Below are 25,101 nucleotides of genomic sequence, written 5' to 3' on the forward strand. Positions count from 1 at the left end.
CCTGTCCTCGATAATGGGTGGGAAATCCTTCCTGGTCACGCCACACTGATCAAGAACCAGTGAGGAGATTTCATCCCATGCCTAACCAGCCCGCACCGAACCTGCTGTCGTGGGCCAGCGAGATCGACGAAGGCGCGATCACGCAGGCCGCGCGCACCGCCCGCCTGCCGTTCGTCTCCGGCCACGTCGCTCTCATGCCCGACGCGCACGTCGGCATCGGTGCGACGGTCGGCTCGGTGATCCCCACGGAAAACGCGATCATCCCGGCCGCCGTCGGCGTGGACATCGGCTGCGGCATGGTGGCCACCGAGACGACGCTCACGGCCGCCGACCTGCCCGAGACCCTCGCCGCCCTGATGCCGATGGTGGAGCACCGCATTCCCGCCGGCGTCGGCAAGGGGCACGAAGACCCGGCGGTCGACCGCGCGCTCAGCGACCTCGGGCTCCCGTACACCGACCTCACCCCCAAGCAGACCAAGAAGGTGAGCGACCAGTTCGGCACGCTCGGCTCGGGCAACCACTTCGTCGAGGTCTGCCTGGACGAGCGGGACCACGTCTGGACGGTGCTGCACTCGGGGTCGCGCGGCATCGGCAACCAGCTCGCCCAGATGCACATCACGGGCGCGAAGAAGCTGATGAAGCAGCAGGCCGCCGGCCTGGAGGACCCGGACCTGGCGTATCTCGTGCAGAGCACGCCGGAGTTCACCGCGTACATCGAGGACATGCTGTGGGCGCAGCACTACGCCATGGCCTCGCGGGCGCGGATGGACCGGGTCCTGATCAACGCCCTGTTCAGGGTCGTCGGCAAGGGCGAGCGGGTCCGTACGATCAATTGCTTCGCCGGCGAAACCGGGGTGATGACGAGCGGAGGCGTGCGGCCCATCGCCGAACTGTCCGGCGGCGTCCATGAGTTGCTCAGTACCGATGGCGAATGGGTCAAGGCTCCCGTCCGATCCTTCGGCCATCAGAAGCTCATGCGCGTACGGCTGTCGCGGAACGGCGTCGAGAAGGTCGTCTACGCCACCCCTGAGCATCGGTGGCTTCTCCGGGCGCACAGCAGCGGCGGCACCCGGTACTGGGGGAAGCGGCCCGCTGAGGTGACAACGGCCCAGCTGAAGGGAGGCGACCGTCTCGCTTGGACCTTCGCCAAGAGACCAGCTGGCATGGGCGTGGACAGGACAGGTGCGGCCCGGGGTTTCGTCTTCGGTGACGGATCGGTGTCGTCCCCCAACAGGTCCCGTGCGACCTTCTGTGGCGAGAAGGACCTCCACCTGCTGGAACTCTTCGAGGGGATCGGCAGACCGCTGCGGACGTACGACAATATGAAGGTGATCAACGGCTTGCCCGTCGATTGGAAGACGAGCATGCCACCCCTCGACAGCGCACCTTCTTACCTGTATGGCTGGCTGGCCGGATACTTCGCTGCCGATGGCGACGTCGGTAGGACCGGACGGCCCACTCTCGCTTCGGCCTCCCGCAAGCACCTGGAGCAGGTACGCGTAATCTGCAACCTGATTGGTGTCGGCACGTACGGGATCCGCGAGCACAAGCGTGTCGGCTTTGGAACCAAGCCGACCTCGCTCTATCTTCTGGGGCTGATGCGCGGGGACCTCGACCCTTCGTTCTTCCTCATCCCGGAACATCGGGAGCGCTTCGAGGCGGGTCGCGGTGCGGTGGAACGGCGGGGCTGGACCGTGTTGGCCGTCGAGGACACCGACCGGGTCGAAGAGGTGTTCTGTGCCGTGGTGGACGGCACCCACGCCTTCGCGCTGGAAGACAACATCCTTACCCGGAATTGTCACCACAACTTCACCCAGCAGGAGACCCACTACGGCAAGACGTTGTGGATCACCCGCAAGGGCGCGATCAAGGCCGACACCGGTGACGAGGGCGTGATCCCGGGCTCGATGGGCACGCGCTCGTACATCGTGCGCGGTCGCGGTAACCCCGAGTCGTACAACTCGTGCTCCCACGGCGCGGGCCGCCGCATGTCGCGTACCAAGGCGAAGCGGGAGCTGTCCGCGGCTTCGCTCAAGGCGGCGATGGGCGGCCGCACCTGGAACGCGGATCGGGCCGCCGCGCTGGTGGACGAGCACCCCGAGGCGTACAAGTCGATCGACCAGGTGATGGCGGACCAGCAGGATCTCGTGGAGGTCCAGCACACGCTCCGCCAGATCTTCAACTACAAGGGGTAGGACACTCGGTTCCCCGCCGAGCCGATCATCTTCAGCGTGAGCTCGTGGAGTCGTTCCGCGGCGGCCGGGTCGAAGGACCCGGGGTCGAGGGCGATCCGGCGCTCTCGCATGAAGGCGCTGAGCGGCTCGGCGGGCGGGTCGTCGATGCGGGCGACGATCGGTTTGATGCCCTCCTCGACCGGCAGCCCGTGCTTCTTGAGCGCCTCCACGTGTGCGGCGGTCGCCGCGTCGTACTCGCCGGCGACGCTCGTCGAGACGCCTCCGGGATGCATGAGGACGTAGCGGGTACGGCTGCCGTGCCGGGCGGCGAAGGCCACGCCCAGCAGGTCGTTCGCCTTGCCGGCCTGGAACTGGGCGGCCATGCCGTCGTACCCGCGTTCGAGCATGAGGTCGTGCCAGCGGATGAGGCCGGTCGGCTGTCCGGGGCCTGAGACGTTCACGACGAGGCGGGGCGCGGTGAGGCCGTGGCTGAGGAGGAAGCGGCTCAGGTAGTCCAGCGCGAACGTTCCCTCCAGGCCCTCCGCCGTCACGAACCGGTGCGTGCGGAAGTAGCGCGCGCACAGCACGAGCGCGTCCACAGCCGGGAATTCGGCGTTGATTTCGGCGATCACCCGCCGGTTCTCGCTGATCAGGCTCAGGTCCGCCGGGATGAACACCGCTCCGGGCAACGCCTTGGACCTGTCGCGGCCGATGACGGCCACGGTGTCGCCCCGTTCGAGGTAGGTGCGGGCGAGGGCCCGTCCCATGCCGTCCGTGCCGCCGCTGATCACCAGTGTCCTCATGACGCGCTCCTCGCGGGCTCCGCTTCCGTCATGGCCTCCGTACGGGGCCGGCCCGGCAGGAGCGGGACGGCGGCCAGGATGATCACGATCACCGCCACGACGAGCCAGAAGATGCCGTGGAAGCCGGTGATCACGTCTCCGGAGGTCTGGAGGATGAGCGTGACCACGGCGACGCCGAGCGCCGCGCCGAGCTGGTTGAGCATGTAGAGCACCGAGCTGCCCTGCGCCACCATGGACGGTGGCAGGGCCCGGTAGAGGGAGCCCATCGTGGGCGCGCTGAAGCACCCGCTGCCCAGCCCGATCGTGAACGCCGCCAGCGCCGGCCAGATCTCGGGCGTGTCCGCGCCGATCCGGGTGAAGGCCAGCGCGCTGAGCCCGGCCACGAGCGCGCCGCCGGTGGCCAGGCCGCGGGCGCCGAGGCGGTCCGAGAGCCGCCCGGCCAGCGGCATGGCGAGCGCTCCGCCGAGCCCCAGTGGCGCCATCAGCAGCCCGGCGGCGAGCACGCCGTGCCCGTGGGCCTGCTGGTAGTACAGGGGCAGGGCGAACAGGGCGGCGAAGAGGGCCAGCCCGCCGAGGCCCATGATCGCGACGCTGGCGGTGAAGCCCCGGTTGGTGAACAGCCGCAGGTCGATCAGCGGTGGAGTTCGACGGTCACGCAGGGCGTGCGCCGCGTAGGCGAGCAGCAGGAGCGCGCCCACGCCCAGGGGGAGCAGCGCCTGCCAGGCGGTGAACGCCCCCTGTTCGGCCGTCTGCGACAGGGCCAGGACGACGGCCGCGAACCCGGGCCCGAGCAGCGCCAGCCCCACGACGTCGAGCCGCGCCGACGATTCCTCGGACGGCTCGTCGGCGGGGATCACGCGCAGCGCCAGCAGCAGCGCCACCAGGCCGACGGGCACGCTGAGCAGGAACATCCACCGCCACGACAGGCCGGCCAGCACGGCGCCGCCCGCGATCGGCCCGAGCACGGGTCCCAGGGACAGGACCACGCCCATCAGGCCCATCACCCGCCCGGCCCGGCGCGGCCCGGCGGCGCGGGCCAGCAGGATCAGCACGAGGGGGTCGAGCAGCCCGGCCCCGAACCCCTGCACCACGCGGAACACGATCAGGGCGCCCACGTCCCAGGCCACCCCGGCCCCGAGCGATCCGGCGAGGAACAGCGCCAGCCCGGCCAGCCACAGCCGCTTGCCGCCGAAGCGGTCGACGGCCCAGGTGGTGAACGGGATGGTGGCCGTCACGGCCAGCAGGAACCCGGTGGACGTCCAGCCGATCGTGCTGAGCGAGGTCTCGAAGGTCGCGGCCAGGGTGTCGATGGCGACGGCGGCCATCGTGCTGTTGAGGATGCCCAGCAGGCCGCCGAGCAGGATCACACCGATCATGCCCAGCAGCCGAGCGTCCAGCCGGTCGTCCGGCTCATTTGAACTCATGGGTTCAAACTAGTTACCTCATTCGTTCGCTCGCAACCCGTACGTCCATGAAGTTGAACTAGCGGGTACAATTCGGAGGCATGGCCACCACCACGCGCGGGCGCATCGACAAGCGGCAGGCGATCCTGGAGGGGGCGTTCGCCGTGTTCGCCCGGCTCGGCTACGCGCAGGCGTGCGTGCAGGACATCGCGGACGAGGCGGGCGTGGCCAAGCCGACGGTCTACAACCACATGACGGACAAGGCCACCCTGTTCAGGAGCGCCGTCGAGGCCGCCGCGCAGATGACGCTGAACGCCCGCCTGGCCGCCCTGGAGCCGCTGGCCGACCCGGGCGAGGACCTGCGTGCCACGTTGGAGGGTGTCGCCGACGAGCTGCTGCGCCTGCACACCGACGGGCGCTCGTGCGCGCTGCGCCGGCTGCTCTACTCGGAGATCCTTCGCTTTCCCGACATCCTCGATATCGTCAAGGAGAGCGGCCCGGACCGCCTCAACCAGGCCCTCGCCGATCGGATGGCCCGGCTCGCGCTCGCGGGGCGCCTGCGCGCCGCCGATCCCGACATCGCGGCCGAGCAGTTCATGGCTCTGCTCGTCGGCCCGCTGGAGGCCCGTTCCCAGATGGGCACCCGTACGATCCCGGAGGGCGAGCTGCGAGAGCTGGCCCGCGCCGCGGTCCGGGCGTTCCTCGACGCCTGGGGTGCTGACTAATCTCGCCGACAAGGTCCCTTGTCGGTAGCGGGCAAGCTATATAGTCTGCCGCGTGTGGTGGAACGAGACGACTATGCGGCCATCCGCGATCGGATCATCGGGCTCTCCCACACCCATGGCTTGCGCTGCGACTGGGCGGAAACGACGAAACGCCAGCGATTCCTCCTGCTGTGGGACGCCGAGGGCCGGGTCGCGGCCCGCGCGATCGTCCCGCTCTACCCTGGGGAGACCCCGCACCTGGTGGACTCCCTCGAACGGGGGCTCGCGCACCTGTTCGGTGACGACTGGCTGGAGGATCCATGACCGCGGACCGCGTTGACGTTCACATCACCCTGGCGGGCAGCCTGTGGCTGGCCCAGGTGGACGGCGTGGCCGGCGGCATGTCCGCCCGCACGTTGAAGGAGCTGCACGGGGACGTCGCCGAAGGGCTGCCGTTCCTCTTCGCCGACCGCCCGCAGGCGCCCAAGCCCGTCTACCACTACGCGCTGCCCGGCCTGTCGGAGCAGGACCTCGACGACTTCGCCGCCCTCCAGCGCCAGGCCGCCGCGATCGCCGAGGACTACACGCGAACGCTCAAGAAGCGCGTCAAGCACATGCACGAGCTCGGCCTGTCGGACGGGGACATCGGCGAGCTGCTCGGCCTGACCAAGCAGCGCATCCAGCAGATCCGCAGCAGCGCGAACGACGAGTCCCGCCAGGTCTCCTAGAGCGGCGTCCCGGCACGCGAACGGCGCCCCCTCTCGCGAGGAGGCGCCGCCGGGAATCGGGGACTACCTGACCCAGAGGTAGTACCAGCCGGTGCCGTTGAGCGTGCACTTGTACTCGTCCCAGCCCTCACGCTGGTACGACTGGCCCATGTCCACACACTTGCTGTAGCTGGTGTATTCGCCGATGTATGTCCAACTGGCGGCCTGGGCGGGGGCGGCGATGCCGATGGCGGCCAGCGCCGCGATGCCCGCGGCGACGATACCTGCACGAACGCGCATGCGTGATCTTCCCTTCCTCCGGGGGGTTCCGCATACAACGATCATGGACGGTCCTACAAGACTGCTATAGAGCGGCCACAAATGCGTCAGGAGGACAGCGCCTGGTAGGCGGCCAGCAGGAAACCCATGCCACGGTCGTCGCCCTGGCTGAGCATCCGGTTCATCACGTACGCCACCGTCATGCGGGCGTCGAGGTCGATCACGACCAGCGAGCCGCCCATCCCGCCCCAGAAGCACGTACGCGGCTCCAGCAGCCCGTAGCCCATGCCGTACCACATCCGCGTGCCCAGGACCCGGTCGAAGCCCCGGAACTGCTCCTCGACGGCCCGCGCGCAGCCCTCCTCCGACAGCAGCCGCACGCCGCGCAGCGTCCCGCCACAGGCCAGGACCGACTGTACGAGGCCGACCGAGCGGGCGTTGCCGTGCCCGTTGCCGGCCGGGATCTCGGCGCGCCGCCAGGGGGTGGTGTTGGCCTCCTCGGGCCGCAGCGCGGGATTGGCGGGCAGGTCGGGAGGGGCTTCCATGGGTGTCGGGGGCGGGATGACGGGCGCGACCCTGGGGTCGTGCCCGGCGGCGAGGCCGATGTGGAAGTCCGCCCCCAGCGGCTCCGCCACCTCCTCGGCGAAGAAGGCGCCCAGGCTGCGCCCGGTGACGCGGCGGACGACCTCCCCGACCAGGAAACCCTGGGTGATCGCGTGGTATCCGGCCTCGGCGCCGGGCTCCCAGCGCGGCGCCTGCCCGGCCAGCCGCGTCGTGGCCAGCCGCCAGTCGTAGAGGTCCTCGACCGTCATCGGCTCGTCCCAGCTGGGCAGGCCGGCGGTGTGGGAGAGCAGGTGGCGTACGAGCACCCGCTCCTTGCCCGCGGCGGCGAACTCCGGCCAGTAGGCGGCGACCGGCGCGGCCAGGTCGAGCTCGCCCCGGTCGGCGAGGATCAGCGCGCACAGCGCCGTCATCGGCTTGGTGGTGGACCAGACGTTGGTGATGGTGTCGCGCTCCCAGGGGACGGTACGGGCCGCGTCGGCGTACCCGCCCCAGATGTCCACCACCGCCTCGCCGTCCACGTGGACGGCCACCGAGGCGCCGACGTCGTCCTTGTCCAGGGAGGCGGCCAGCAGCTCGCGCACCTCGCCGAAGCGGTCCTCGCACACACCATGGATCTCGGCCATGGACGGAAAGTAGCCCGGCGCCCCGCGGGCGGGCCACGGATTTTTTGGCATACTCCTGGTCATGGTCGTGCTCGAGACGGAACGACTTGTCATGAGGCCGCTGACGGGCGATGATTTCGACGACTACGCCAGGATGCTCGCCGATCCCGAGGTCGCGGACGGGCTGGCGGAGAGCGTGGGGACCTCCCGGGCCGACGCCTGGCGGAGCCTCGCCACGTTCATCGGGCACAGGGAGATCCGCGGCTACTCGCATTGGGCGCTGGTCGAGAAGGCCACGGGCCGGTTCGCCGGGCGGGCGGGGCCCTGGCGGCCCTACGGCTTCCCGGGGCTGGGAGTCGGCTGGTGCCTGGCCCGCGACCACTGGGGCAAGGGCTATGCCACCGAGGCGGCACGGGCGGCCCTCGACTACTGCTTCGGCACGCTCGGCGCGACGGAAGTGATCTCGCTCATCCTGCCCGGCAACGCGCGGTCCGTCTCCGTCGCCGAACGCATCGGCCACTCCCACCTGCGCGATACCGAGTACCGGGGCCAGCCGGTCCACGTCTACGGCCAGCGTCGGTAGGCTGCGCCGCATGGAGGTCGGCGAGCTGCTGGGGTCCGGGCGCACCGCGGACGTGTACGCGATCGACGACGAGCGGGTCCTGCGCCGCTACCGGATACCGATCGACGCGCGGCGGGAGGCGGCGGTCATCGCGCACGTGGCCGGCCACGGATACCCGGTGCCCGAGCTCTACCCCGACGCGGGGGCGGCCACCGAGCTGGTGATGGGGCGGCTGTCGGGGCCGACGATGTTGCGGGCGCTGTCCGACGGGGAGATCACGGCCGAGGAGGCGGGCGGGATCATCGCGGGGCTGCTGCGGCGGCTGCACGAGATCCCGGCGCTGGCGTCCGCCGACCCCGGTGACCGGGTGCTCCATCTGGACCTGCACCCCGACAACGTCATGCTGACGCCCCGGGGCCCGGTCGTGATCGACTGGTGCAACAGCCAGGACGGGCCGCCCGGGTTCGACTGCGCGATGTCCGCGGTGATCTTCGCGCAGGCGGCCGTGGACGAGGTCGAGTTCGCCGAGGTGGCGCGGCGGGGCCTCGTCGCGCTGGTCGCCGGGCTGGGCGCCGCCATGGACTTCGGCGAAGGGCTCGACCGGGCCGGGGCGCGCCGGGCCGCCGACAGGGCGCTCACCGAGCGGGAGGCCGGGCTGGTGGACGCGGCGGTGGAGCTGATCCGCGGCCTGCGGTGAGGCGCCGCTACTCCGTCCAGGCGGCCGTGGTTTCGAGGCGTTCGTACCAGAGCTTCTCGGCTGCCCCGCCGGGCTCCCAGCGGGCGCAGAAGTCGATCAGGTCGCGGCAGCGCGCCACCATGGCCTCCCGGCGCTCCCCCCACGAGGGGACGGGCCCGTCGTAGGCGGCGAAGAAGCGCGAGAGCAGCGGAACGTGCTCCGGGTGGTGGCTGCGGATGATCCACTCGCACCACGCGAGGTCCTCGACCGGGCGCCCGGGGTGGGCCCACTCCCAGTCGAGGATCGCGGTCGTCCGGAACGTGGCCGGGTCGAACAGCATGTTCTGCGGGCCGAAGTCGCCGTGCACGATGCCCAGCCGGTGGATGCCGGACAGGACCCGGCCGCACTCGGCGAGCACCTCGGCGCCGTGCCCCTCGTCGATGAGGTCCTGGCCGTGGGCGCCGGAGACGAAGCGGGTGGTCAGGCTGGTCGAGGTGACCTGGTGAACGCGGGGGACCGGGAGCCGGCCGCGCAGCCGGCGCAGGTATCTGCTCTCCGTGCCCAGCCGGAACGCCGCCTCCGGGCCCTGGTAACACTTCACGACCAGGGCGCCGTCGCCGACTGTGCTGTTGGTGTACCCGTGCTTCACAAGGGTCGATTCTGGCCTACTCCCGCCCCTGCCAGACGCTCCGGCACGCTATCGCGTGCGACTCCGATACACGATGTAAGGACGGAACAAATAGCCCAACGGGGCGGAAAGAGCATGCACCAGGCGGCTGAACGGGAAAAGTACGAACAGTGCCATCCCGATGAGCGTGTGCACCTTGTAAAGGACGTCGGCCTGACGCATCGCGGCGGCGTCCGGCTGGAGGATGAAGATGCCGCGGAACCAGGGCGCGACCGTGGTCCGGTAGCTGACGTCGCTCGGCACGTAACCCGTGACCGTCGTCACCACGCCCGCCACGATCGAGGCGGCCAGCACCGCGTACATCACCTTGTCGTTGGCCGTGGTCGCCATGAACACCGGGCCGGTGGCGCGGCGGCGGTAGATCAGCAGGGCCAGCCCCACCAGCGTGACCAGGCCCGCGAGCCCGCCCCAGACCAGGGCGTTCAGGTGGTAGGCGGCGTTGGACACGCCGATGGCGTCGGTCCAGCTCGCCGGGATGAGCAGGCCGGTCACGTGGCCGACGATCACGAAGACCAGGCCGTAGTGGAACAGCGGGCTGGCCACGCGCAGCAGCGGGCTCTCGTAGAGCTGGGACGAGCGGGTCGTCCAGCCGAACTTGTCGTACCGGTGGCGCCAGATCAGCCCGCCCACGAAGACCAGCAGGGTCAGGTACGGCAGGACCACCCAGAGCGTGCTCTCCGCCCAGCTCACAGGTAACCCCCCACGGTCTCGGCCGGCGGCCCGGCCTGGGCCAGGCGCGTGGCCTGGAGCCGCTCGGCGGCGGTGATCGGCGGCAGGGCCGCGCACACCGCGCCGATCACGTACGCGTACGGCGAGTCGCAGTCGGTCAGGGCCGTGAGCAGCAGCTCCAGCCCCAGCCTGTGCTCCCTGAGCAGTTCGGCGCCCGAAGGATCGAGCGCGGCGAACTCCAGCAGCACCGGCAGGAAGTCGGGCAGTTCGTCGTCCATCAGCTCCCACCCGGCCGCCCGGTAGCGCTGTTTCAGCGCGGCCAGCGACCGGCCGCGGCGGCGGGTGTCGCCGTCGGTGTAGTAGGTGAGGTAGAGGCAGCAGCGCCGGTGCAGGTCGAACGTCTCCACGTAGTGCGCGGCCAGCTCGCCGGGCCCGAGGTCGGAGACGCGCGCCAGGAACGTCCCGAAGTGCGGCTCGGCGGCCTCCTTGATGAGCGGGAGCCGGTGCCAGAACCGCTCGTCGGGATAGGCGAGGAGGTGGGCGGCGGCCTGCCAGACGACGGCCCCCACGACGGCGCTGCTCATGGTCTTCTCCTCTTGGTCGGGAACAGGCCGGCGGGGGCGCCGCGGCCGTCCCAGTTGAGCAGGTTCACCCGGTCGTGGGTGACCTCCTCGCTGGTCTGGCGCTGCTTCAGGCTGTGGAAGGTCTCCACCGATACCGGGACGGGCCGGCCCGACGCCTCGCCGAACGGGCCCTGCATCCCGGGCCCGCCGTCGTAGTCGAGGCTGCAGCCGCCCTCCTCCACGATCCCGGGCGGGATGTTCCCGTAGGCGGTCGGGATCACGTACCGCTCGTCGTACTTGGCCAGCGCCAGCAGCCGGTACATGTCGCGTATCTGCTCCTCCGACAGGCCCGTCTCCGCCAGGACGGGCGGCTCGCCCAGGTTGACCGAGCGCATGTACGAGCGCATCGCCGCCAGCCGGCGCAGCGCGGCGGTCACGGGCGCCGGGTCGCCGGCGGAGAACAGTTCGGCCAGGTAGCCGACGGGGATGCGGAGCGACTCGATGGCGGCGAACAGGTTGACCGCGTCCTCGCCGTCGTGGCCGCCTTCGGCGAGCGCGTCCACGACGGGGGAGAGCGGCGGGACGTACCAGACCATCGGGAGGGTGCGGTACTCCGGGTGCAACGGCAGTGCTATCCGATATTTCTTGATCAGGTCGTACACCGGGGATCGCCGCGCGGCCTCCACCCAGTCGGCGGGCAGGTCCGCGGCATCCACCGCCGGGTCGTACGGGTCGACGAACAGGTCCAGCTGGGCCTCGTACAGATCGCGCTCATTGGCCACCGAGGCGGCCGCCGCCACGCGTTCGGCGTCGTACAGCAGGACCCCGAGGTAGCGCAGGCGCCCGACGCAGGTCTCCGAGCAGACCGTCGGCAGCCCGACCTCCACGCGCGGGTAGCAGAACGTGCACTTCTCCGCTTTGCCGGTCTTGTGGTTGAAGTAGATCTTCTTGTACGGGCAGCCCGTCACGCACATGCGCCAGCCCCGGCACTTGTCCTGGTCCACCAGCACGATGCCGTCCTCGGCCCGCTTGTACAGGGCGCCCGACGGGCACGAGGCCACGCACGACGGGTTGAGGCAGTGCTCGCAGATGCGCGGCAGGTAGAACATGAACGCCTGCTCGAAGGAGAGCTTGACCTGGTCCGACACCTTGGCGAGCACGGGGTCGGGCGAGGGGTCGCCGCCGAGGTCGTCGTCCCAGTTGGCGCTCCACTCGATCTTGGTGGTCTGGTTGCTGATGAGCGACCTGGGCGGCGCGACGGGGACGTCCTCGGAGAGGGGCGCCTTGATGAGGTTCTCGTAGTCGTACGTCCAGGGCTCGTAGTAGTCCCGGAGCGCGGGCATGAGGGGATTGGCGAAGATGGTGAGCAGCTTGTGGAGGCGGCCGCCCGCCCTGAGCTTGAGCCTGCCCTTTCTGTCCAGCGTCCAGCCGCCGCGCCAGCGTTCCTGGTCCTCGTAGCGCCTCGGGTAGCCCTGGCCGGGGCGGGTCTCGACGTTGTTGAACCAGACGTACTCGACGCCCGACCGGTTGGTCCAGGTCTGCTTGCAGGTGACCGAGCAGGTGTGGCAGCCGATGCACTTGTCCAGGTTCATCACCATGGCGATCTGGGCCATGATCGTGGCCATCAGAAGCGCACCTCCTGTGATCTGCGGCGGATGGTGGTGATCTCGTCGCGCTGGTTGCCGGTGGGGCCGAAATAGTTGAAGCCGTACGAGAGCTGGGCGTAGCCGCCGATCATGTGGGTGGGCTTGATGAGCACCCTCGTCAGCGCGTTGTGGATGCCGCCCCTGCGGCCGGTCGCCTCCGACTTGGGCACGTCGATCAGGCGCTCCTGCGCGTGGTACATGTACACCGTGCCCTTCGGCATGCGGTGCGAGACGATCGCCCTGGCCACGACCACGCCGTTGCGGTTGACCGCCTCGATCCAGTCGTTGTCCGCGATCCCGAGCCCGGCCGCGTCCTCGACCGACATCCAGATCGTCGGGCCGCCCCTCGACAGCGACAGCATGAGCAGGTTGTCCTGGAACTCGGAGTGGATCGACCACTTGCTGTGCGGGGTCAGATAGCGCAGCGTGCCGGCCTCGCCGAACAGCGCGGCCAGGTCCAGCGGCGGGCGGTAGATCGGCAGCGACTCGCCGTACTCGTGCATCCAGTCGTGGTCGAGGAAGAAGTGCATGCGGCCGGTGAGCGTGTGCCAGGGCTTGCCGTTCTCGACGTTGATCGTGAAGGGGGAGTAGCGGCGCTCGTGCGACTCCTTGCCCGACCACTCGGGGCTGGCGGCGACCTGCACCGGTCTGGCCTGGGTGTCGGAGAAGACGATCCGGTGCCACACGTTGACCAGGTCCTCGAAGTCGGTGCCCGTACGCTCGGCGAGCTGCCTGAAGCCCTGCGCGGCCAGCCTGCCGTTGCTGACGCCCGACAGCGCCAGGATCGCCTCGCACGCCTTGGCGTCGGTGTCGAGCTCCGGCCGGCCCTTGGCCGCGCCGCGCGGCACCAGGCCGCACGCCTGGCCCAGCCAGGCCACCTCCTCGTCGGGCATGAACGTCACGCCCTTGACCGGGATCCCCAGCTTCTCCGTGAGAGGGCCGAGCGCCGCCAGCTTCTCGGCGATGGCGCCGTAGTCGCGCTCCACCACCTTGAGCTCGGGCCCGCCGCCCATCGCCAGCTCGCCCGGGGTGTCGTGCTGGTACGCCGTCGCGACCACGTCCCTGCGGATGCCGAGGTGCTTCTCGCCGAGCTTGCTGAAGGTGCGAGCGATGGCATGAAAGGCCGAAAAATCGGTCTTTGTCTCCCAGGGTGGGCTGATCGCCGGGTTGAACGCGTGCACGAACGGGTGCATGTCCGTGGACGACAGGTCGTGCTTCTCGTACCAGGTGGCGGCCGGGAGCACGATGTCGGAGAAGATCGTCGAGGACGTCATCCTGAAGTCGAGCGTGACCAGGAGGTCCAGCTTGCCGCTCGGGGCCCGGTTGTCGGCGTCCTCCAGGTTCGAGATGGCGCCGAGCAGGTGGTGCTGGAAGTACTCGCTGCCCTTGGCGGAGGAGCCGAGGAGGTTCGAACGCCAGAGCATGAGCACGCGGGGCCAGTTGCGCGGGTCGTCCGGGCGTTCGGCGGCGTAGCCGAGCCGGCCCGAGCGGAGCTCCTCGCGCGTGTACGCGATGGGGTCGTCGGCGTCGCCCAGCTCCAGGGGGTTGCGGTCGAACGTCGGGGCCATCGGCATCCAGCCGTTCCTGACGGCCTCCGCCACCAGGTCCGCGGTGCGCTTGCCGCGGAACGTGCCGGGGCCGAGGGGCGAGGCCAGGTCGCCCGCGTCGAAGTGGTCGTAGCGCCACTGGTCGGTGTGCAGGTACCAGTACGGCGTGCCCGGGACCTGCCGCGGCGGCCGCGCCCAGTCGAGGGCGCCCGCCAGCAGCGCCCAGCCGCCCAGGGGCCGGCACTTCTCCTGGCCCACGTAGTGCGCCCAGCCGCCGCCGTTGCGGCCCTGGCAGCCGGTCAGCAGGAGGAGCGACAGGAACGCCCGGTAGATCGTGTCGCCGTGGAACCACTGCGTGGTGCCCGCCCCGAGGATGATCATGCATCGGCCCCGGGTCGACTCGGCCGTCTTCGCGAACTCTCTGGCGATCTTCACCGCCCTCCCGGCGGGCACGCCGGTGATCTCCTCCTGCCAGGCCGGCGTGTACGGCTCCCCGGCGTCCTCGTAGCCCGCCGGCCAGACGCCCGGGAGCCCGTCGCGCGCCACCCCGTACTGGGCCAGCAGCAGGTCGAACACCGTGGTCACCAGGTGCTCCCCGACCCTGGTCACCGGGACGCCCCTGCGTACCGAACCGCCGCCGTCGAAGCGCGGCAGCAGGACCTCGGCCGGCTCGCCCCCGTACAGGGTGAGCTTGGGGTCGGTGCCGAGGTCGAGGTTCCAGCGGCCCTTGCCGGACTCGGTCCAGCGGAAGCCGGCCGAGCCGTTCGGCACGACGGGCTCGCCGGCCTCCGACATGAGCACGGTCTTCCACTCGGCCGCCTCCTCCTGGGAGCCCAGGTCCTTGGCGGTGAGGAACCTGCCGGGCACGTACGCGCCCGCGCGCTCCTCGAGCCGGACGAGGAACGGCAGGTCGGTGAAGCGCTTGACGTAGTCGGTGAAGTACGGCGTCGCGCGCTCGACGAAGAACTCCTTCAGCAGCACGTGCCCCATGGCCATGGCCAGCGCGCCGTCCGTGCCGGGCCGCACGCTGACGAACTCGTCGGCGAACTTGGCGGCGTCGCTGTAGTCGGGGGAGACCACGACGACCTTCTGGCCCCGGTAGCGGGCCTCGGCCATCCAGTGCGCGTCGGGGGTGCGGGTGACGGGGACGTTCGCGCCCCACATGATCAGGTACGCGGCGTCCCACCAGTCGGCCGACTCCGGCACGTCGGTCTGGTCGCCGAACACCTGGGGGGAGGCCACGGGCAGGTCGGCGTACCAGTCGTAGAAGGAGAGCATGGCGCCGCCGATCAGCGACAGGAACCGCGAGCCGACCGCCTGGGAGACCATCGACATGGCGGGGATGGGGGAGAAGCCGGCGATCCGGTCGGGGCCGTACCGCTGGATGGTGTGGACGTGGGCGGCGGCGATCATCTCGGTGGCGAGGTCCCAGGTGACGCGGACGAGGCCGCCGGTGCCTCGGGCGGACTGGTAGCGACGCCTTTTCAACGGGTTTTTCACGACATATGCCCATGCGTCCACGGGGTCGCCGTTCAGGCGTTTCTTCGCTTCCAGGTACATCTCGACGAGGACGCGCCGGGCGTACGGGTAGCGGACCCGGGTCGGCGAGTAGGTGTACCAGGAGAAGGCGGCGCCGCGCGGGCAGCCGCGCGGCTCGTACTCGGGGCGGTCGGGGCCCACGCTCGGGTAGTCGGTCTCCTGCGCCTCCCAGGTGATGATGCCGTCCTTGACGAACACCTTCCACGAGCACGAGCCCGTGCAGTTCACGCCGTGCGTGGAGCGGACCACCTTGTCGTGACTCCACCGGTCACGGTAGAAGACGTCTCCTTCGACGCCGCCTTTCAGGTAGAGGGTGTGCAGATCGGCGCTGGTGACCGACCTGCGCAGATAGCGACCGGTCTTCAGCAGGAGCTCCTCCACACTCATACCCCCACTTCATCACACATAGTGACTCTCTGTTACACAGGGTGTATGTCTGAGCTTCGTAAAGGTCAGGTGTCGAACCTGGCCCTGGCCACCGCGGCGTTCGCGGTGACGTTCTGGGCGTGGAACCTCATCGGGCCCCTGTCCGGGAGCTACAGCAGGCAGTTGGGGCTGTCGCCGACCCAGACCTCGCTGCTGGTGGCGATCCCGGTGGTGGTGGGGGCGCTGGGGCGGATCCCGGTGGGGGTGCTCACCGACCGGCTCGGCGGGCGGCGGATGTTCGCGGCCGTCTGCTTCGTGTCGATCGTGCCGGTGCTGTTCGTAGGGTGGTCCGGTTCGTATGGGTGGGCGCTGTTCTGGGGGTTCCTGCTGGGGATTCCGGGGACGTCGTTCGCGGTCGGCATCCCGTTCGTGAACGCCTGGTACGAGCCCGCGCGCCGGGGGTTCGCGACCGGGGTCTTCGGGGCGGGCATGGGTGGCACGGCGCTGTCCTCGTTCTGCACGCCGCGGCTGGTGGAGGAGTTCGGGCGGGCGGGGGCTCATGTGCTGATGGCGGCGGTGCTGGCGCTGATGGGGGTGATCATGCTGGGCGGCAGCCGGGACTCGCCCGCGTGGTCGCCTGCGGGGTCCTCCGCAGGGGCGTCAGCGGGGTCGGTCGCGGGGGCGGCAGCGGGGTCGGTCGCGGGGGCGCCGGCCGGATCGGTCGCGGGGGCGGCCGCGTTGCGTGGGATGCGGGAGGCGGTGCGGATCAAGGCGACCTGGCAGTGCGCATTCCTTTATGCGGTGACTTTTGGCGGCTTCGTGGCCTTTTCCACCTATCTTCCGACCTTGCTGCAGAACGTGTACCGCTTCGCTCAGACCGACGCAGGGCTACGTACGGCCGGGTTCTCGATCGCGGCCGTGCTGTCGAGACCGCTGGGCGGGGCGCTCTCCGACCGGATCGGGCCGGTCAGGGTGCTGTTCGTCGCGCTCGGCGGGACCGTGGTGATGGCGCTGGTGCTGGCCTTGAGGCCGCCGCCCGAGGTGCCCGCCGGGCTGAGCTTCGTGCTCATGGCGTTCTTCCTGGGCCTCGGGACCGGCGGCGTGTTCGCGCTGGTGGCCAGGCTGGTCGAGGCGTCCAGGGTGGGGACGGTGACCGGGCTCGTCGGGGCCGCCGGAGGGTTGGGCGGGTACTTCCCGCCGCTGGTGATGGGGGTCGTCTTCACCGCGACGGGGGCGTACACGGTGGGGTATTTGCTGCTGGCGGTGACTGCGCTGGCGGCGCTCACGTACACGTACCGGGCATTCCGGACGCTCTAGTGGCGGGTTTTCGTACGTTCCAGCTGCTCGAAAACCGTTTGCCGAGCCGGGGTGCGCCTTGTCAACCTTGTCAGGCCATGCGATCCCTTCCTGAAGCCGATCCCGGCGTGCCCGACATTCGCAGCCCGTTCCGCTACCTGTGGTGGAACGCGCGGCGGCAGTCGGCACACCTTCTTGTGGGCATCGGCTTCGCCACCCTGTGGTGGCTGGTGCAGGCATTGATGCCGGCGGCGCTCGGGAAGGGCATCGACGCCGTCACCGCCAAGGACACCGGGGGGCTGCTGCTCTGGGCTTCGGTCCTGTTCGGCCTGGGGCTGATGCAGGCGTTCACCGGGATCATGCGGCACCGGATGGCCGTCTACAACTGGCTGGCCGCCGCGTACCGCACCGTGCAGCTGACCGCCAGGCAGTCCGCCCGGCTGGGCGCCACGCTGCCGAAGCGGCTCTCGACCGGTGAGGTCGTCAGCGTCGGCAACTCCGACATCGCTCACATCGGCAACTCCATCGACATCCTGCTGCGCGGCACCGGCTCCATCGTGGCCATCGTCACCGTCACGGTGATCCTCATCTCGACCTCGCTGCCGCTCGGGCTGCTGGTCCTGTTCGGCGTGCCGCTCATGACCGCGGCCGTCGGGCCGCTGCTCAGGCCCCTGCACAGGCGCCAGGCCAGGCAGCGCGAGCTGTCCGGCGACCTGTCCACCAGGGCCGCCGACATCGTGGCGGGCCTGCGGGTGCTGCGCGGGATCGGCGGGGAGCAGGTCTTCGCCGACCGCTACCGGGCCGAGTCGCAGCGGGTCCGGCGGGCCGGGGTGAGCGTGGCCGGGGTCGAGTCCGTGCTCGAAGGCGCCCAGATCGTGCTGCCCGGCCTGCTCATCGCGGCCGTCACCGGCGTCGGCGCCTCGTTCGCGGTCGCCGGGGAGATCCCCACCGGGCAGCTCGTCGCGTTCTACCTCTACGCGGTCTTCCTGATCGGCCCCATGCGGACGCTCACCGAGGCCGCCGACAAGCTCACCAAGGGCCACGTGGCGGCCGGGCGCGTGATCCGGATCCTGGCCATCCAGCCCGAGGTCACCGGCGGCACCGGCACCAGCGCGGGCGGCGTCCTGCGCGACTCGTACAGCGGCGTGACCCTTCAGCCCGGCTGCCTCACGGCGGTCGCGGCGGACACCTCCGATGACGCCATCGCCATCGCCGACCGGCTCGGCCGCTACGCCGACGGCGACGTCACGTTCGGCCCGGTCGACCTGTCCACGCTGCCCATCGACGAGGTCCGCGCCCGCATCCTGGTCGCCGACAACGGCGCCCGGCTGTTCACCGGCCGCCTGCGCGACGAGCTCGACGTGCGCGGCGAGGCCTCCGACGCGCAACTGCGCGAGGCCCTGCACGCGGCCTGCGCCGAGGACATCGTGGAGGCGCTGCCCGACGGGCTGTCCGCCACGGTGGCCGAGGCGGGGCGGGAGTTCTCGGGCGGGCAGCAGCAGCGGCTGCGCCTGGCCCGGGCGCTGCTGGCCGACCCGGAGGTGCTCATCCTGGTCGAACCCACCAGCGCCGTCGACGCCCACAGCGAGGCCCGCATCGCCGAACGCCTCGCCAAGGCCCGGGCCGGCAAGACCACGCTGATCTGCACGACCAGCCCGCTGGTGCTCGACCGTACCGACCACGTCGTCTATGTGCAGGACGGGCGGGTGCTCGCCGAGGGCACGCACCGGCAACTGCTGGACAGCTCGCCACATTACGCCGCCACCGTGACCCGCGGAGAGGACTGACCTCATGCCCCGGACCCACGGGAAGCGCTGCCCCCTGCCCACCCTCGGCTCTCGACTCCGGGACGGATGGGACCACCACCGACGGGCACGGTGCACATTCGGAACGCTCGCTCGCTCGTTCGTTCGGAAGGGGTGAAGCAGGATGGCCCGCGAGATCTTGCCGGTCGCCGATCGAAAACAGGTGCGTGCCTACGCCAGGCGGCTCACCCTCCGCTACCCGCGACAGCTCACGATCGCGCTGACCCTGCACGGCCTGGCGGCCGTCGCGGGGCTGGCGGTGCCGTGGCAGCTCGGCGGGCTGGTGGAGGACGTCCAGTACGGCGTCGAGGTCAACGTCGCCGTCGTGGCCGCCGCCATCGGAGGCTTCCTGCTGCTGCAGGGCGCGCTCATGCGGTTCGCGGTGCTGGCCTCCGCCAGGCTCGGCGAGAAGGTGCTGGCGGAGCTACGCGAGGAGTTCGTGGGCCGGGTGCTCGGGCTGCCGCTGTCCACCGTCGAGCGGGCCGGGTCCGGCGACCTGATCACCCGTACCTCCCGCGACGTCGACTCACTTTCCCGCACCGTACGGAACGCCGTCCCGGAGACGCTGATCGCCCTGGTCACCTTCCTGATCACGGTCGGCGCGCTGCTGCTGGTCAGCCCCCTGCTGATGCTGCCGATGCTGATCGCCGTACCGGTGATCTGGGTCTCCACGCGCTGGTACCTGAAGCGGGCACGAGACGGCTACCTCCGCGAGAACGCCGCCTATGCCGACATGACGGAAGGGCTGGCCGAAACCGTCGAGGGCGCCCGTGCCGTGGAGGCGCTCGGCCTGCAGGCGCGCCGCCGATCGCGTACCGACGACGACATCACCCGCTCCTTCGCCGCCGAGCGCTACACGCTCGGGCTCCGCACGGTGTGGTTCCCCGCCGTCGAGCTCGGCTACGTGATCCCCGTCGTGACCACGCTGCTGGTCGGGGGCCTGTTCTACACCAATGGCTGGGTGGCGCTCTCCCAGGTGGCCACCGCCACGCTCTACGCGCAGCAGCTGATCGACCCGCTGGACAGGTTCCTGTCGTGGATCGACGAGCTGCAGGTGGGCGGGGCTTCCATGGCCCGGCTGTTGGGCGTGGCCAACGTCCCCGACGACCGTGCGGCCGGCTCCTCGCGTCCCTCGGGCGAACTGCTGGAGGCGTCCGACGTCCGGTACGCGTACCGGGAGGGCCGGGACGTGCTGCACGGCGTGTCCCTGACCGTCCGGCCCGGCGAACGACTCGCCATGGTGGGCCCTTCTGGGGCCGGAAAGTCCACGCTGGGCCGGCTGCTGGCGGGCATCCACGGACCGCGCACCGGCTCGGTGTCCGTGGGCGGGGTCCCGCTCGTGGACCTGCCGCTGGACGAACTGCGGGGGCACGTGGCGCTGGTGACGCAGGAGCACCACGTGTTCAAGGGCTCGCTGCGCGACAACCTGCTGATCGCCCGCCCGGACGCCTCCGACGCGGCCGTACGCCAGGCGCTCGAAGCAGTGGACGCCCTGGGCTGGGTCCTCGCCCTGCCCAGGGGCCTGGAGACGGAGGTGGGCTCCGGAGGCCTGGCGGTGTCACCCGCCCAGGCGCAGCAACTCGCCCTGGCCCGCCTGGTGCTCGCCGACCCGCACACCCTGGTCCTGGACGAGGCCACCTCCCTCATCGACCCCCGAGCGGCCCGCCACCTCGAACGCTCGCTGGCCGCCGTCCTCGACGGCCGCACCGTGATCGCGATCGCCCACCGCCTCTACACGGCCCACGACGCCGACCGGGTGGCGGTCGTGGAGGACGGCCGGATCAGCGAGCTGGGCTCCCACGATGACCTGGTGGCAGAGGGCGGCTCCTACGCCGCCCTCTGGACCAGCTGGCACGGCACTCCGACCACCACCCGTTCCTGAACGAGGATCGTCACGTCGGCTCCCCGGCTTGGCGTCCGCAGGCGAGGAAGTCAGAGGAGTCGCGCGATCTCGCTTGCGGCGAGCCGTACGCGTGGGGCGATCTCGTTCTCATCCCGCGTCCCGATGGTCACCACGCCCACGCTTGCGTCGGCCGGGCGCCCCGCTGCGACGATCGGGGCAGCGATGCCCCATGCCCCTGGCTGTAGCTCTCCTGCCGTGACCGAGTAGCCGGTGGCGCGGGCCTGCGTTATCTCCGAGCGCTCCCCGGGGAGGGGCGGGCGGCCGGCCAGGATGGCGATCCCTGAGGCGCCGCGGTTCGCCGGATGCCGAGTGCCGGCGCGATAGCTGACGTGGATCTGCGAGACGCGCGGCTCGGTCACGGTCAGAACGACCGCCTGGCTCTCGTCGATGTCGAGCACCGTGATGAAAGCGGTGGCGTTGCAGGCGTCGGCGAGCACCTGGAGCGCTGCGGCGGCCGCGCTGCGGAGCCTGTGCTGGACGGCGGCGTTGAGTTCGACGATGCCGAGGCCGAGGGTGAAGCGGGTGCCCACCCGGGCGGCCAGCCTGTGGTTGCCGAGTGCTGTCAAGTGACGGGAGACGGCGTTGCGATGGATCCGGGCGAGCTGGGCGAGTTCGGTGATCGTCAACCCGTCCGGATGGTCCTTGAGAATCTCCAGGAGTCGCAGGCCGGTGTCGATCGTTTTCGAGCCGGTCGTGGAGGCAGCCGGGTCTTGCTGGTCAGGGGCCGGGTCTTGCTGGTCAGGGGTCATTCGATGCCTAGGGAAGGTGCGGGGGTGTAGCGCAGGGGCAGGTGCTTGATGCCGCCGATGAAGTTCGACACCAGCCGGACGGGCGGCCCGGCGAGTTGCACGTCCGGCAGCCGCCAGAGCAGCTCCCGGTAGAACACGCGGAGTTGCAGCCGGGCGAAACGGGAGCCGAGGCACACGTGCGGTCCGTCGCCGAACGACACGTGGTCATTGGGCGAGCGCGCGATGTCGAAACGCGTCGGGTCGGGGAAGCGGCGCTCGTCGAAGTTGGCGGCAGCATGGAAGACGACGACCTTGTCGCCTGCGGCGATGTGCCGTTCGGCCAGGACTGTGTCGTGTACGGCGGTGCGGCGGAAGCTGAGGACGGGGGGATGCCAGCGCAGCATCTCCTCGATGGCCGAGTCGAGGAGTTCGGGGTGGTCCAGCAGGCGACGATGCTGGTCAGGGTGGTCGAGCAGGGCGAGTATCCCGCCTGGCAGAGCCGAACGTACGGTGTCGTTGCCCGCGATCACCAGGAGAAAGAAGAACATCGACAATTCGGGATCGGTGAGACGCCGCCCGTCCACCTCGGCCGTGGCGAGCGCGGTCATGACGTCGCTTGCCGGATTCCGGCGTTTGTAGGCGGCGAGTGAGTGAGCGTACTCGAACATGTCGGTGAGCATGGCGGGGGATCGTGGATTGACCGGTTTGCCATCCGGGCCGTGGACGGCGCTTGCGTGATCGGGATCCTGGTAGCCGATCACGCGGTTCGTCCACTCCAGGATCCGGCCGCGATCCTCGGGCGGGATGCCGAGGAGATCCGCGAGGTTGTGGATCGGGTAGTCATCGGTCACGTCCGCCGGCAGGTCGCACTCGCCTCGCTCGGCGATCTCGTCGATGAGCAGCCGTGCTCGTGCCGCGATACCGGTGGTGAAGCGTTCGATGCGCCTGGCGGTGAACACGCCGGAGACGATCCGCCGGAGCCAGCCGTGGTCCGGCGGATCAAGGTTGAGCATCATCTGCCGGATGAACGACAGGTCGGCGGGGTCCGGGTCGCGGATCTGGGTGGCGCCGAGCCAGGAGCTGAACTCGGTCGGCGTGCGAAGTACGCGCACGACATCCGCGTGACGGGTCACCGCCCAGAAACCGGGCCCCGCCGGCCAGTTCCCAACCTGGTGCTCCTCCTGCCAGCGCACGGGGTCGTGGTCACGCAGCCAGCGATACGTCTCGTGCGGGATGCCCTGTGCGTAGATACGCGGGTCGAACACGTTGGCCGTCGTACTCATACAGGTCACGGGCAGCCCCTCCAAGAGATCGTCAGGCGGCCAGGAAGCGTTCGACGGCGGACACCAGAGCCAACGGCGTCTCGTCCATCGCGTAGTGGCCGGCGTCCGCGAATGTCAGCAGTTCGGCGTTCGGGTACCACTGCAGCCATGTGCCCCGCATGACATCGGCGGACAGCGCGGGGTCGTGTTCGCCGGCGACGACGAACACTGGCGTGGTGGCTCCGACCACCTCGGAGTGGAAGTCGGTGCGGGCCCAGGCGTCCAGGTAGGCCCGGTAAGCGGTCACCGTGGACTTCCGCAGCGAGTTGTCGACCATCTCATCGAGCCAGGCATCCGGAAGCCGGTTGCCGGTGGTCAGATCGATGATCGCGCGACGGTTGGCGGGCTCCTCGGCGGAGCCGGAGAACAGCGCCCACCCCTCGTCGTCGAACGGCACGCCCGAGGCCGGCACCGGAGAGATGCCCACGAGCTTGCGGACCCGGCCGGGCGCGTCCAGCATCACCCGCTGCATCGCCGTCCCGCCCATCGAGTGACCGATCAAGGAGAAGGTCTCCCACCCCAGCTTGTCGGCGAGCGCCGTCACATCGGCGGCGATCTCAGCGAGAGTGTATTCACCAGTGAGATCGCGAGCCTCGCCGTACCCCCGGTAGTCGGGGAAGGCGTAGGTGAAGGCCTCGCCGTTCAGGTAGGGCTGAATCTTCCCGAAGGAGCCGCGATCTCCGAACCAGCCATGCAACGCGATCACGCGGTGGGGCCCGGAACCGAGGACGTCATGGGGAAGGACGACGGGGGACATGACGGATTCTCCTTAGCGTTCGTGGCGTCGGAAGCGTTCGTGGCGTCGGATGCGTTCGTGGCGTCGGATGCGTTCGTGGCGTCGGATGCGGAGCAGTCGCCGGATGCCGTGGCGGGCGGCATCTCACCCGCACGTCCGGTGCCGCCGACGCAGTCCAGGCTGAACCAGACGTACTTGCCGTTTGCATGCTGGACGGTGCCCCACTGGTCGGCCTGCGCCTCAACCAGGAACAGCCCACGCCCGCTTTCGGCGAGGAAGTCAGGGGCACGCCGCGTCGGGAGGGTCGGATCGTGGTCGCATACCGCCAGCCAGATCGTGGCGCCCCCCACTCGAACGTTGATCCTAATGTCGGGAGATCCGCAAGCGGGCGGGACCGCGTGTTGGACCGCATTTGTGACCAGCTCGCTGGTCAGTTCAGCGATCGTCGCCTCATGCGCGGGACAGAGAGGCAGATCCCAGGAGACGAGCATCGTCGACACCCAGCGGCGGGCGATGGATGACGCGATCGGCGAGCGCGGCAGATCGCACCAGCGGGAGAGCAGCCGGCTCTGAAGTTCGGTGGCGACATTCACGGCGCCCCCGCTGTGATTGGCGGTAAATGACAGGTCAATACGCCACCAGGGCATTGCGTGACGTTCCTGTCGTCGGACGCTTCCGATCCCACGCCGCCCTGCATGGGCCGCCCTGAGGCGGCTGCGGCGCGTCCGAACTCGGGTTTCAAGCGATGCATCGCGAACACGGCGTCGGCTTCTCCGGATGCCCAAATATTGGGCGTGATGGTCAAAAAGTGGGCGTGCAGCGAAGAAAGCATCGGTCGAAACAAAGCCGTTGTCAACGCGAATGCCGCAAGATGTGGATCTTTCTGTTGATGCGCCACGTCCAGCGGTGAAAGCCCGCGCAAAGCCCGCAGTGACTCCTTCGAGGACCGCGCGCTCGTTCTCCCCGGTCAATGCCGGTGACGTGAGATCGAACGGGGCGTGGTGGCGCGGGCTACTTCGTAGACAAAGGGAACGACGCGACGTGCGGGGGCGGCGTACTCGCCCAGATCCTCGGGTTCGGGGCTGGCGCCGGTCATCAGGGATGGCGGATTCGTCTGATCTCATCGCCGCCGTTATGCGTCCTTGCCGGATGCCGTACGCTGGCGCGGCATCCCAGGGGTCATTCTTTCTTTGGTGGCTCCGTTCCTGCTGGCGTCGGCGCCGTTTGTCTCATCGTCGACGGCTGATCGGGTGGCGGCCGCTGGTTCGGGAGACGTCGGACGCCGCGACATCGGTGCTGGTCGCCCGCCGGCAAGGTGTGTCGGTGGAGGTGCTCAGCGAACGCACCGAGAGCCGGACGGTGCGCGCCACCCCTCAAGCCCTCAAGCCCCTCAAGCCCTCAAGCCCCTCAAGCCCCCAAGTCCTCAAGTCCTCAAGGCACGATGACCGCAGAGCTAAGCGTCCGTGGGTTTCCCGGTAGCCAACAAACTCACCCCTGGCGGCCCCGACGCTGCTGCTGTATTCGGCCAACGAAGGGACGACCTCGCTTGGCGCAAGTATGGCCCCCCTCAGGGACGTGGGCGTACATGGGCCATCGCGCCACACCAACGGAGCAGAGAGCACGGTTGCTGCGCCCCAACCGGCCCTCAGCCTGGAGCATCTCGTGAAGCCATAACCCTCCCGGCGACGTACACGTGTGGCGAGGGTCTGAGCGCGACGCCGGGACTTTAGCGGTTAGGCCTATGCGCGCGCCGGGACGTCGGGTGGTGCTGCGTTGGATGTCGGGTGGTGTGGCGGTGTTCGCGTTGCACTCGGGTGTT

The 25,101-nt window shown here is 69.9% G+C and carries 23 protein-coding genes; 9 read left to right on the forward strand and 14 right to left on the reverse strand.

Annotated features, from left to right (window positions below; translation table 11 throughout):
• The first annotated feature begins 77 nt into the window (after positions 1-77).
• A complete protein-coding gene (locus tag ACWEPL_RS40810) occupies positions 78-2,195 on the forward strand; it encodes an RtcB family protein (protein WP_452439353.1) in 2,118 nt (705 codons plus the stop codon).
• Here ACWEPL_RS40810 and ACWEPL_RS40815 read toward each other — a convergent pair.
• Positions 2,183-2,977, reverse strand: a complete 795-nt coding sequence (locus tag ACWEPL_RS40815; protein WP_363970860.1) for an SDR family NAD(P)-dependent oxidoreductase — start codon at positions 2,975-2,977, stop codon at positions 2,183-2,185. The genes ACWEPL_RS40810 and ACWEPL_RS40815 overlap by 13 nt on opposite strands.
• Positions 2,974-4,401, reverse strand: coding sequence for a DHA2 family efflux MFS transporter permease subunit (locus tag ACWEPL_RS40820; protein WP_452439354.1), 1,428 nt, complete (start codon positions 4,399-4,401; stop codon positions 2,974-2,976). The genes ACWEPL_RS40815 and ACWEPL_RS40820 overlap by 4 nt, the downstream gene beginning before the upstream one ends.
• A gap of 80 nt (positions 4,402-4,481) precedes the next feature.
• On the opposite strand from ACWEPL_RS40820, the gene ACWEPL_RS40825 reads away from it, so the two are divergent.
• The 3 genes from ACWEPL_RS40825 to ACWEPL_RS40835 are packed head-to-tail and all read left to right on the forward strand — an operon-like array spanning position 4,482 to position 5,812.
• Positions 4,482-5,105 carry a TetR/AcrR family transcriptional regulator gene (locus ACWEPL_RS40825; RefSeq protein ID WP_363970864.1) on the forward strand — a complete coding sequence of 208 codons (624 nt, stop codon included), beginning with the start codon at positions 4,482-4,484 and terminating at the stop codon, positions 5,103-5,105.
• A 54-nt stretch (positions 5,106-5,159) separates the two neighbouring features.
• Positions 5,160-5,408, forward strand: coding sequence for a hypothetical protein (locus tag ACWEPL_RS40830; protein ID WP_185068507.1), 249 nt, complete (start codon positions 5,160-5,162; stop codon positions 5,406-5,408).
• On the forward strand, positions 5,405-5,812 hold the full coding sequence (locus ACWEPL_RS40835; RefSeq protein ID WP_350725575.1) for a hypothetical protein: 408 nt from the start codon (positions 5,405-5,407) through the stop codon (positions 5,810-5,812). The genes ACWEPL_RS40830 and ACWEPL_RS40835 overlap by 4 nt, the downstream gene beginning before the upstream one ends.
• Before the next feature lie 63 nt (positions 5,813-5,875).
• Here ACWEPL_RS40835 and ACWEPL_RS40840 read toward each other — a convergent pair whose 3' ends face one another.
• Together ACWEPL_RS40840 and ACWEPL_RS40845 are read right to left on the reverse strand one after the other, a co-directional pair.
• Positions 5,876-6,091, reverse strand: coding sequence for a hypothetical protein (locus ACWEPL_RS40840; protein ID WP_363970866.1), 216 nt, complete (start codon positions 6,089-6,091; stop codon positions 5,876-5,878).
• A gap of 86 nt (positions 6,092-6,177) precedes the next feature.
• A complete protein-coding gene (locus ACWEPL_RS40845; protein ID WP_452439355.1) occupies positions 6,178-7,257 on the reverse strand; it encodes a serine hydrolase domain-containing protein in 1,080 nt (359 codons plus the stop codon).
• 61 nt (positions 7,258-7,318) lie between these two features.
• Here ACWEPL_RS40845 and ACWEPL_RS40850 point away from each other — a divergent pair, with 61 nt between their 5' ends.
• Entirely contained in the window at positions 7,319-7,819 is a 501-nt protein-coding gene (locus tag ACWEPL_RS40850) for a GNAT family N-acetyltransferase (RefSeq protein WP_350725569.1), read from the forward strand.
• Between the two features lie 10 nt (positions 7,820-7,829).
• The gene (locus tag ACWEPL_RS40855) at positions 7,830-8,495 is read left to right on the forward strand and encodes a phosphotransferase (protein WP_452439356.1); all 666 of its coding nucleotides are present in this window, start codon (positions 7,830-7,832) and stop codon (positions 8,493-8,495) included.
• Positions 8,496-8,502: 7 nt separating this feature from the next.
• Here ACWEPL_RS40855 and ACWEPL_RS40860 read toward each other — a convergent pair whose 3' ends face one another.
• Genes ACWEPL_RS40860 through ACWEPL_RS40880 form a run of 5 tightly spaced genes read right to left on the reverse strand, consistent with a single transcriptional unit; the run spans position 8,503 to position 15,513 of the window.
• Positions 8,503-9,123: a phosphotransferase gene (locus tag ACWEPL_RS40860; protein ID WP_452439357.1), complete on the reverse strand. Its 621-nt coding sequence runs from the start codon at positions 9,121-9,123 to the stop codon at positions 8,503-8,505.
• A 48-nt stretch (positions 9,124-9,171) separates the two neighbouring features.
• On the reverse strand, positions 9,172-9,852 hold the full coding sequence (narI, locus tag ACWEPL_RS40865; RefSeq protein WP_363970874.1) for a respiratory nitrate reductase subunit gamma: 681 nt from the start codon (positions 9,850-9,852) through the stop codon (positions 9,172-9,174).
• Positions 9,849-10,415, reverse strand: coding sequence for a nitrate reductase molybdenum cofactor assembly chaperone (narJ, locus tag ACWEPL_RS40870; RefSeq protein ID WP_355197250.1), 567 nt, complete (start codon positions 10,413-10,415; stop codon positions 9,849-9,851). The genes narI and narJ overlap by 4 nt, the downstream gene beginning before the upstream one ends.
• A complete protein-coding gene (gene narH / locus ACWEPL_RS40875; protein WP_452439358.1) occupies positions 10,412-12,019 on the reverse strand; it encodes a nitrate reductase subunit beta in 1,608 nt (535 codons plus the stop codon). Before narH ends, narJ begins: the two co-directional genes overlap by 4 nt.
• Positions 12,019-15,513 (reverse strand): nitrate reductase subunit alpha, encoded by a 3,495-nt coding sequence (locus tag ACWEPL_RS40880; protein ID WP_452439359.1) that lies wholly within the window; start codon positions 15,511-15,513, stop codon positions 12,019-12,021. The genes narH and ACWEPL_RS40880 overlap by 1 nt, the downstream gene beginning before the upstream one ends.
• Positions 15,514-15,558: 45 nt before the next feature.
• Between ACWEPL_RS40880 and ACWEPL_RS40885 the strand changes: the two genes are divergently transcribed.
• The 3 genes from ACWEPL_RS40885 (at position 15,559) to ACWEPL_RS40895 (ending at position 20,475) form a co-directional block, all read left to right on the forward strand.
• The gene (locus ACWEPL_RS40885) at positions 15,559-16,809 is read left to right on the forward strand and encodes an MFS transporter (RefSeq protein WP_452439360.1); all 1,251 of its coding nucleotides are present in this window, start codon (positions 15,559-15,561) and stop codon (positions 16,807-16,809) included.
• A 77-nt stretch (positions 16,810-16,886) separates the two neighbouring features.
• Complete coding sequence (locus ACWEPL_RS40890) at positions 16,887-18,575, forward strand: ABC transporter ATP-binding protein (protein ID WP_363970882.1); 1,689 nt, start codon at positions 16,887-16,889, stop codon at positions 18,573-18,575.
• 142 nt (positions 18,576-18,717) lie between these two features.
• The gene (locus ACWEPL_RS40895) at positions 18,718-20,475 is read left to right on the forward strand and encodes an ABC transporter ATP-binding protein (RefSeq protein ID WP_452439361.1); all 1,758 of its coding nucleotides are present in this window, start codon (positions 18,718-18,720) and stop codon (positions 20,473-20,475) included.
• Between the two features lie 50 nt (positions 20,476-20,525).
• Here ACWEPL_RS40895 and ACWEPL_RS40900 read toward each other — a convergent pair whose 3' ends face one another.
• From ACWEPL_RS40900 to ACWEPL_RS40920, 5 genes are read right to left on the reverse strand one after another with little or no spacing between them, the layout of a single operon-like run.
• Positions 20,526-21,245, reverse strand: coding sequence for an IclR family transcriptional regulator (locus tag ACWEPL_RS40900; protein ID WP_452439362.1), 720 nt, complete (start codon positions 21,243-21,245; stop codon positions 20,526-20,528).
• Positions 21,242-22,507, reverse strand: coding sequence for a cytochrome P450 (locus ACWEPL_RS40905; protein WP_452439363.1), 1,266 nt, complete (start codon positions 22,505-22,507; stop codon positions 21,242-21,244). Before ACWEPL_RS40905 ends, ACWEPL_RS40900 begins: the two co-directional genes overlap by 4 nt.
• A gap of 31 nt (positions 22,508-22,538) precedes the next feature.
• Positions 22,539-23,303, reverse strand: coding sequence for an alpha/beta fold hydrolase (locus tag ACWEPL_RS40910; RefSeq protein WP_452439364.1), 765 nt, complete (start codon positions 23,301-23,303; stop codon positions 22,539-22,541).
• On the reverse strand, positions 23,249-23,875 hold the full coding sequence (locus tag ACWEPL_RS40915; protein WP_452439365.1) for an ATP-binding protein: 627 nt from the start codon (positions 23,873-23,875) through the stop codon (positions 23,249-23,251). The genes ACWEPL_RS40910 and ACWEPL_RS40915 overlap by 55 nt, the downstream gene beginning before the upstream one ends.
• Entirely contained in the window at positions 23,872-24,204 is a 333-nt protein-coding gene (locus ACWEPL_RS40920) for a hypothetical protein (RefSeq protein WP_452439366.1), read from the reverse strand. Before ACWEPL_RS40920 ends, ACWEPL_RS40915 begins: the two co-directional genes overlap by 4 nt.
• Positions 24,205-25,101 lie beyond the last annotated feature (897 nt).

This window comes from Nonomuraea sp. NPDC004186 (assembly GCF_053603495.1).

Excerpts from the sequence above, each read along its gene's own strand:
- ACWEPL_RS40810 (WP_452439353.1), top strand. The coding sequence starts at position 78 with ATGCCTAACCAGCCCGCACCGAACCTGCTGTCGTGGGCCAGCGAGATC.
- ACWEPL_RS40815 (WP_363970860.1), bottom strand. The coding sequence starts at position 2,977 with ATGAGGACACTGGTGATCAGCGGCGGCACGGACGGCATGGGACGGGCC.
- ACWEPL_RS40820 (WP_452439354.1), bottom strand. The coding sequence starts at position 4,401 with ATGAGTTCAAATGAGCCGGACGACCGGCTGGACGCTCGGCTGCTGGGC.
- ACWEPL_RS40825 (WP_363970864.1), top strand. The coding sequence starts at position 4,482 with ATGGCCACCACCACGCGCGGGCGCATCGACAAGCGGCAGGCGATCCTG.
- ACWEPL_RS40835 (WP_350725575.1), top strand. The coding sequence starts at position 5,405 with ATGACCGCGGACCGCGTTGACGTTCACATCACCCTGGCGGGCAGCCTG.
- ACWEPL_RS40840 (WP_363970866.1), bottom strand. The coding sequence starts at position 6,091 with ATGCGCGTTCGTGCAGGTATCGTCGCCGCGGGCATCGCGGCGCTGGCC.
- ACWEPL_RS40845 (WP_452439355.1), bottom strand. The coding sequence starts at position 7,257 with ATGGCCGAGATCCATGGTGTGTGCGAGGACCGCTTCGGCGAGGTGCGC.
- ACWEPL_RS40850 (WP_350725569.1), top strand. The coding sequence starts at position 7,319 with ATGGTCGTGCTCGAGACGGAACGACTTGTCATGAGGCCGCTGACGGGC.
- ACWEPL_RS40855 (WP_452439356.1), top strand. The coding sequence starts at position 7,830 with ATGGAGGTCGGCGAGCTGCTGGGGTCCGGGCGCACCGCGGACGTGTAC.
- narJ (WP_355197250.1), bottom strand. The coding sequence starts at position 10,415 with ATGAGCAGCGCCGTCGTGGGGGCCGTCGTCTGGCAGGCCGCCGCCCAC.
- narH (WP_452439358.1), bottom strand. The coding sequence starts at position 12,019 with ATGGCCACGATCATGGCCCAGATCGCCATGGTGATGAACCTGGACAAG.
- ACWEPL_RS40880 (WP_452439359.1), bottom strand. The coding sequence starts at position 15,513 with ATGAGTGTGGAGGAGCTCCTGCTGAAGACCGGTCGCTATCTGCGCAGG.
- ACWEPL_RS40885 (WP_452439360.1), top strand. The coding sequence starts at position 15,559 with ATGTCTGAGCTTCGTAAAGGTCAGGTGTCGAACCTGGCCCTGGCCACC.
- ACWEPL_RS40890 (WP_363970882.1), top strand. The coding sequence starts at position 16,887 with ATGCGATCCCTTCCTGAAGCCGATCCCGGCGTGCCCGACATTCGCAGC.
- ACWEPL_RS40895 (WP_452439361.1), top strand. The coding sequence starts at position 18,718 with ATGGCCCGCGAGATCTTGCCGGTCGCCGATCGAAAACAGGTGCGTGCC.
- ACWEPL_RS40900 (WP_452439362.1), bottom strand. The coding sequence starts at position 21,245 with ATGACCCCTGACCAGCAAGACCCGGCCCCTGACCAGCAAGACCCGGCT.
- ACWEPL_RS40905 (WP_452439363.1), bottom strand. The coding sequence starts at position 22,507 with ATGAGTACGACGGCCAACGTGTTCGACCCGCGTATCTACGCACAGGGC.
- ACWEPL_RS40910 (WP_452439364.1), bottom strand. The coding sequence starts at position 23,303 with ATGTCCCCCGTCGTCCTTCCCCATGACGTCCTCGGTTCCGGGCCCCAC.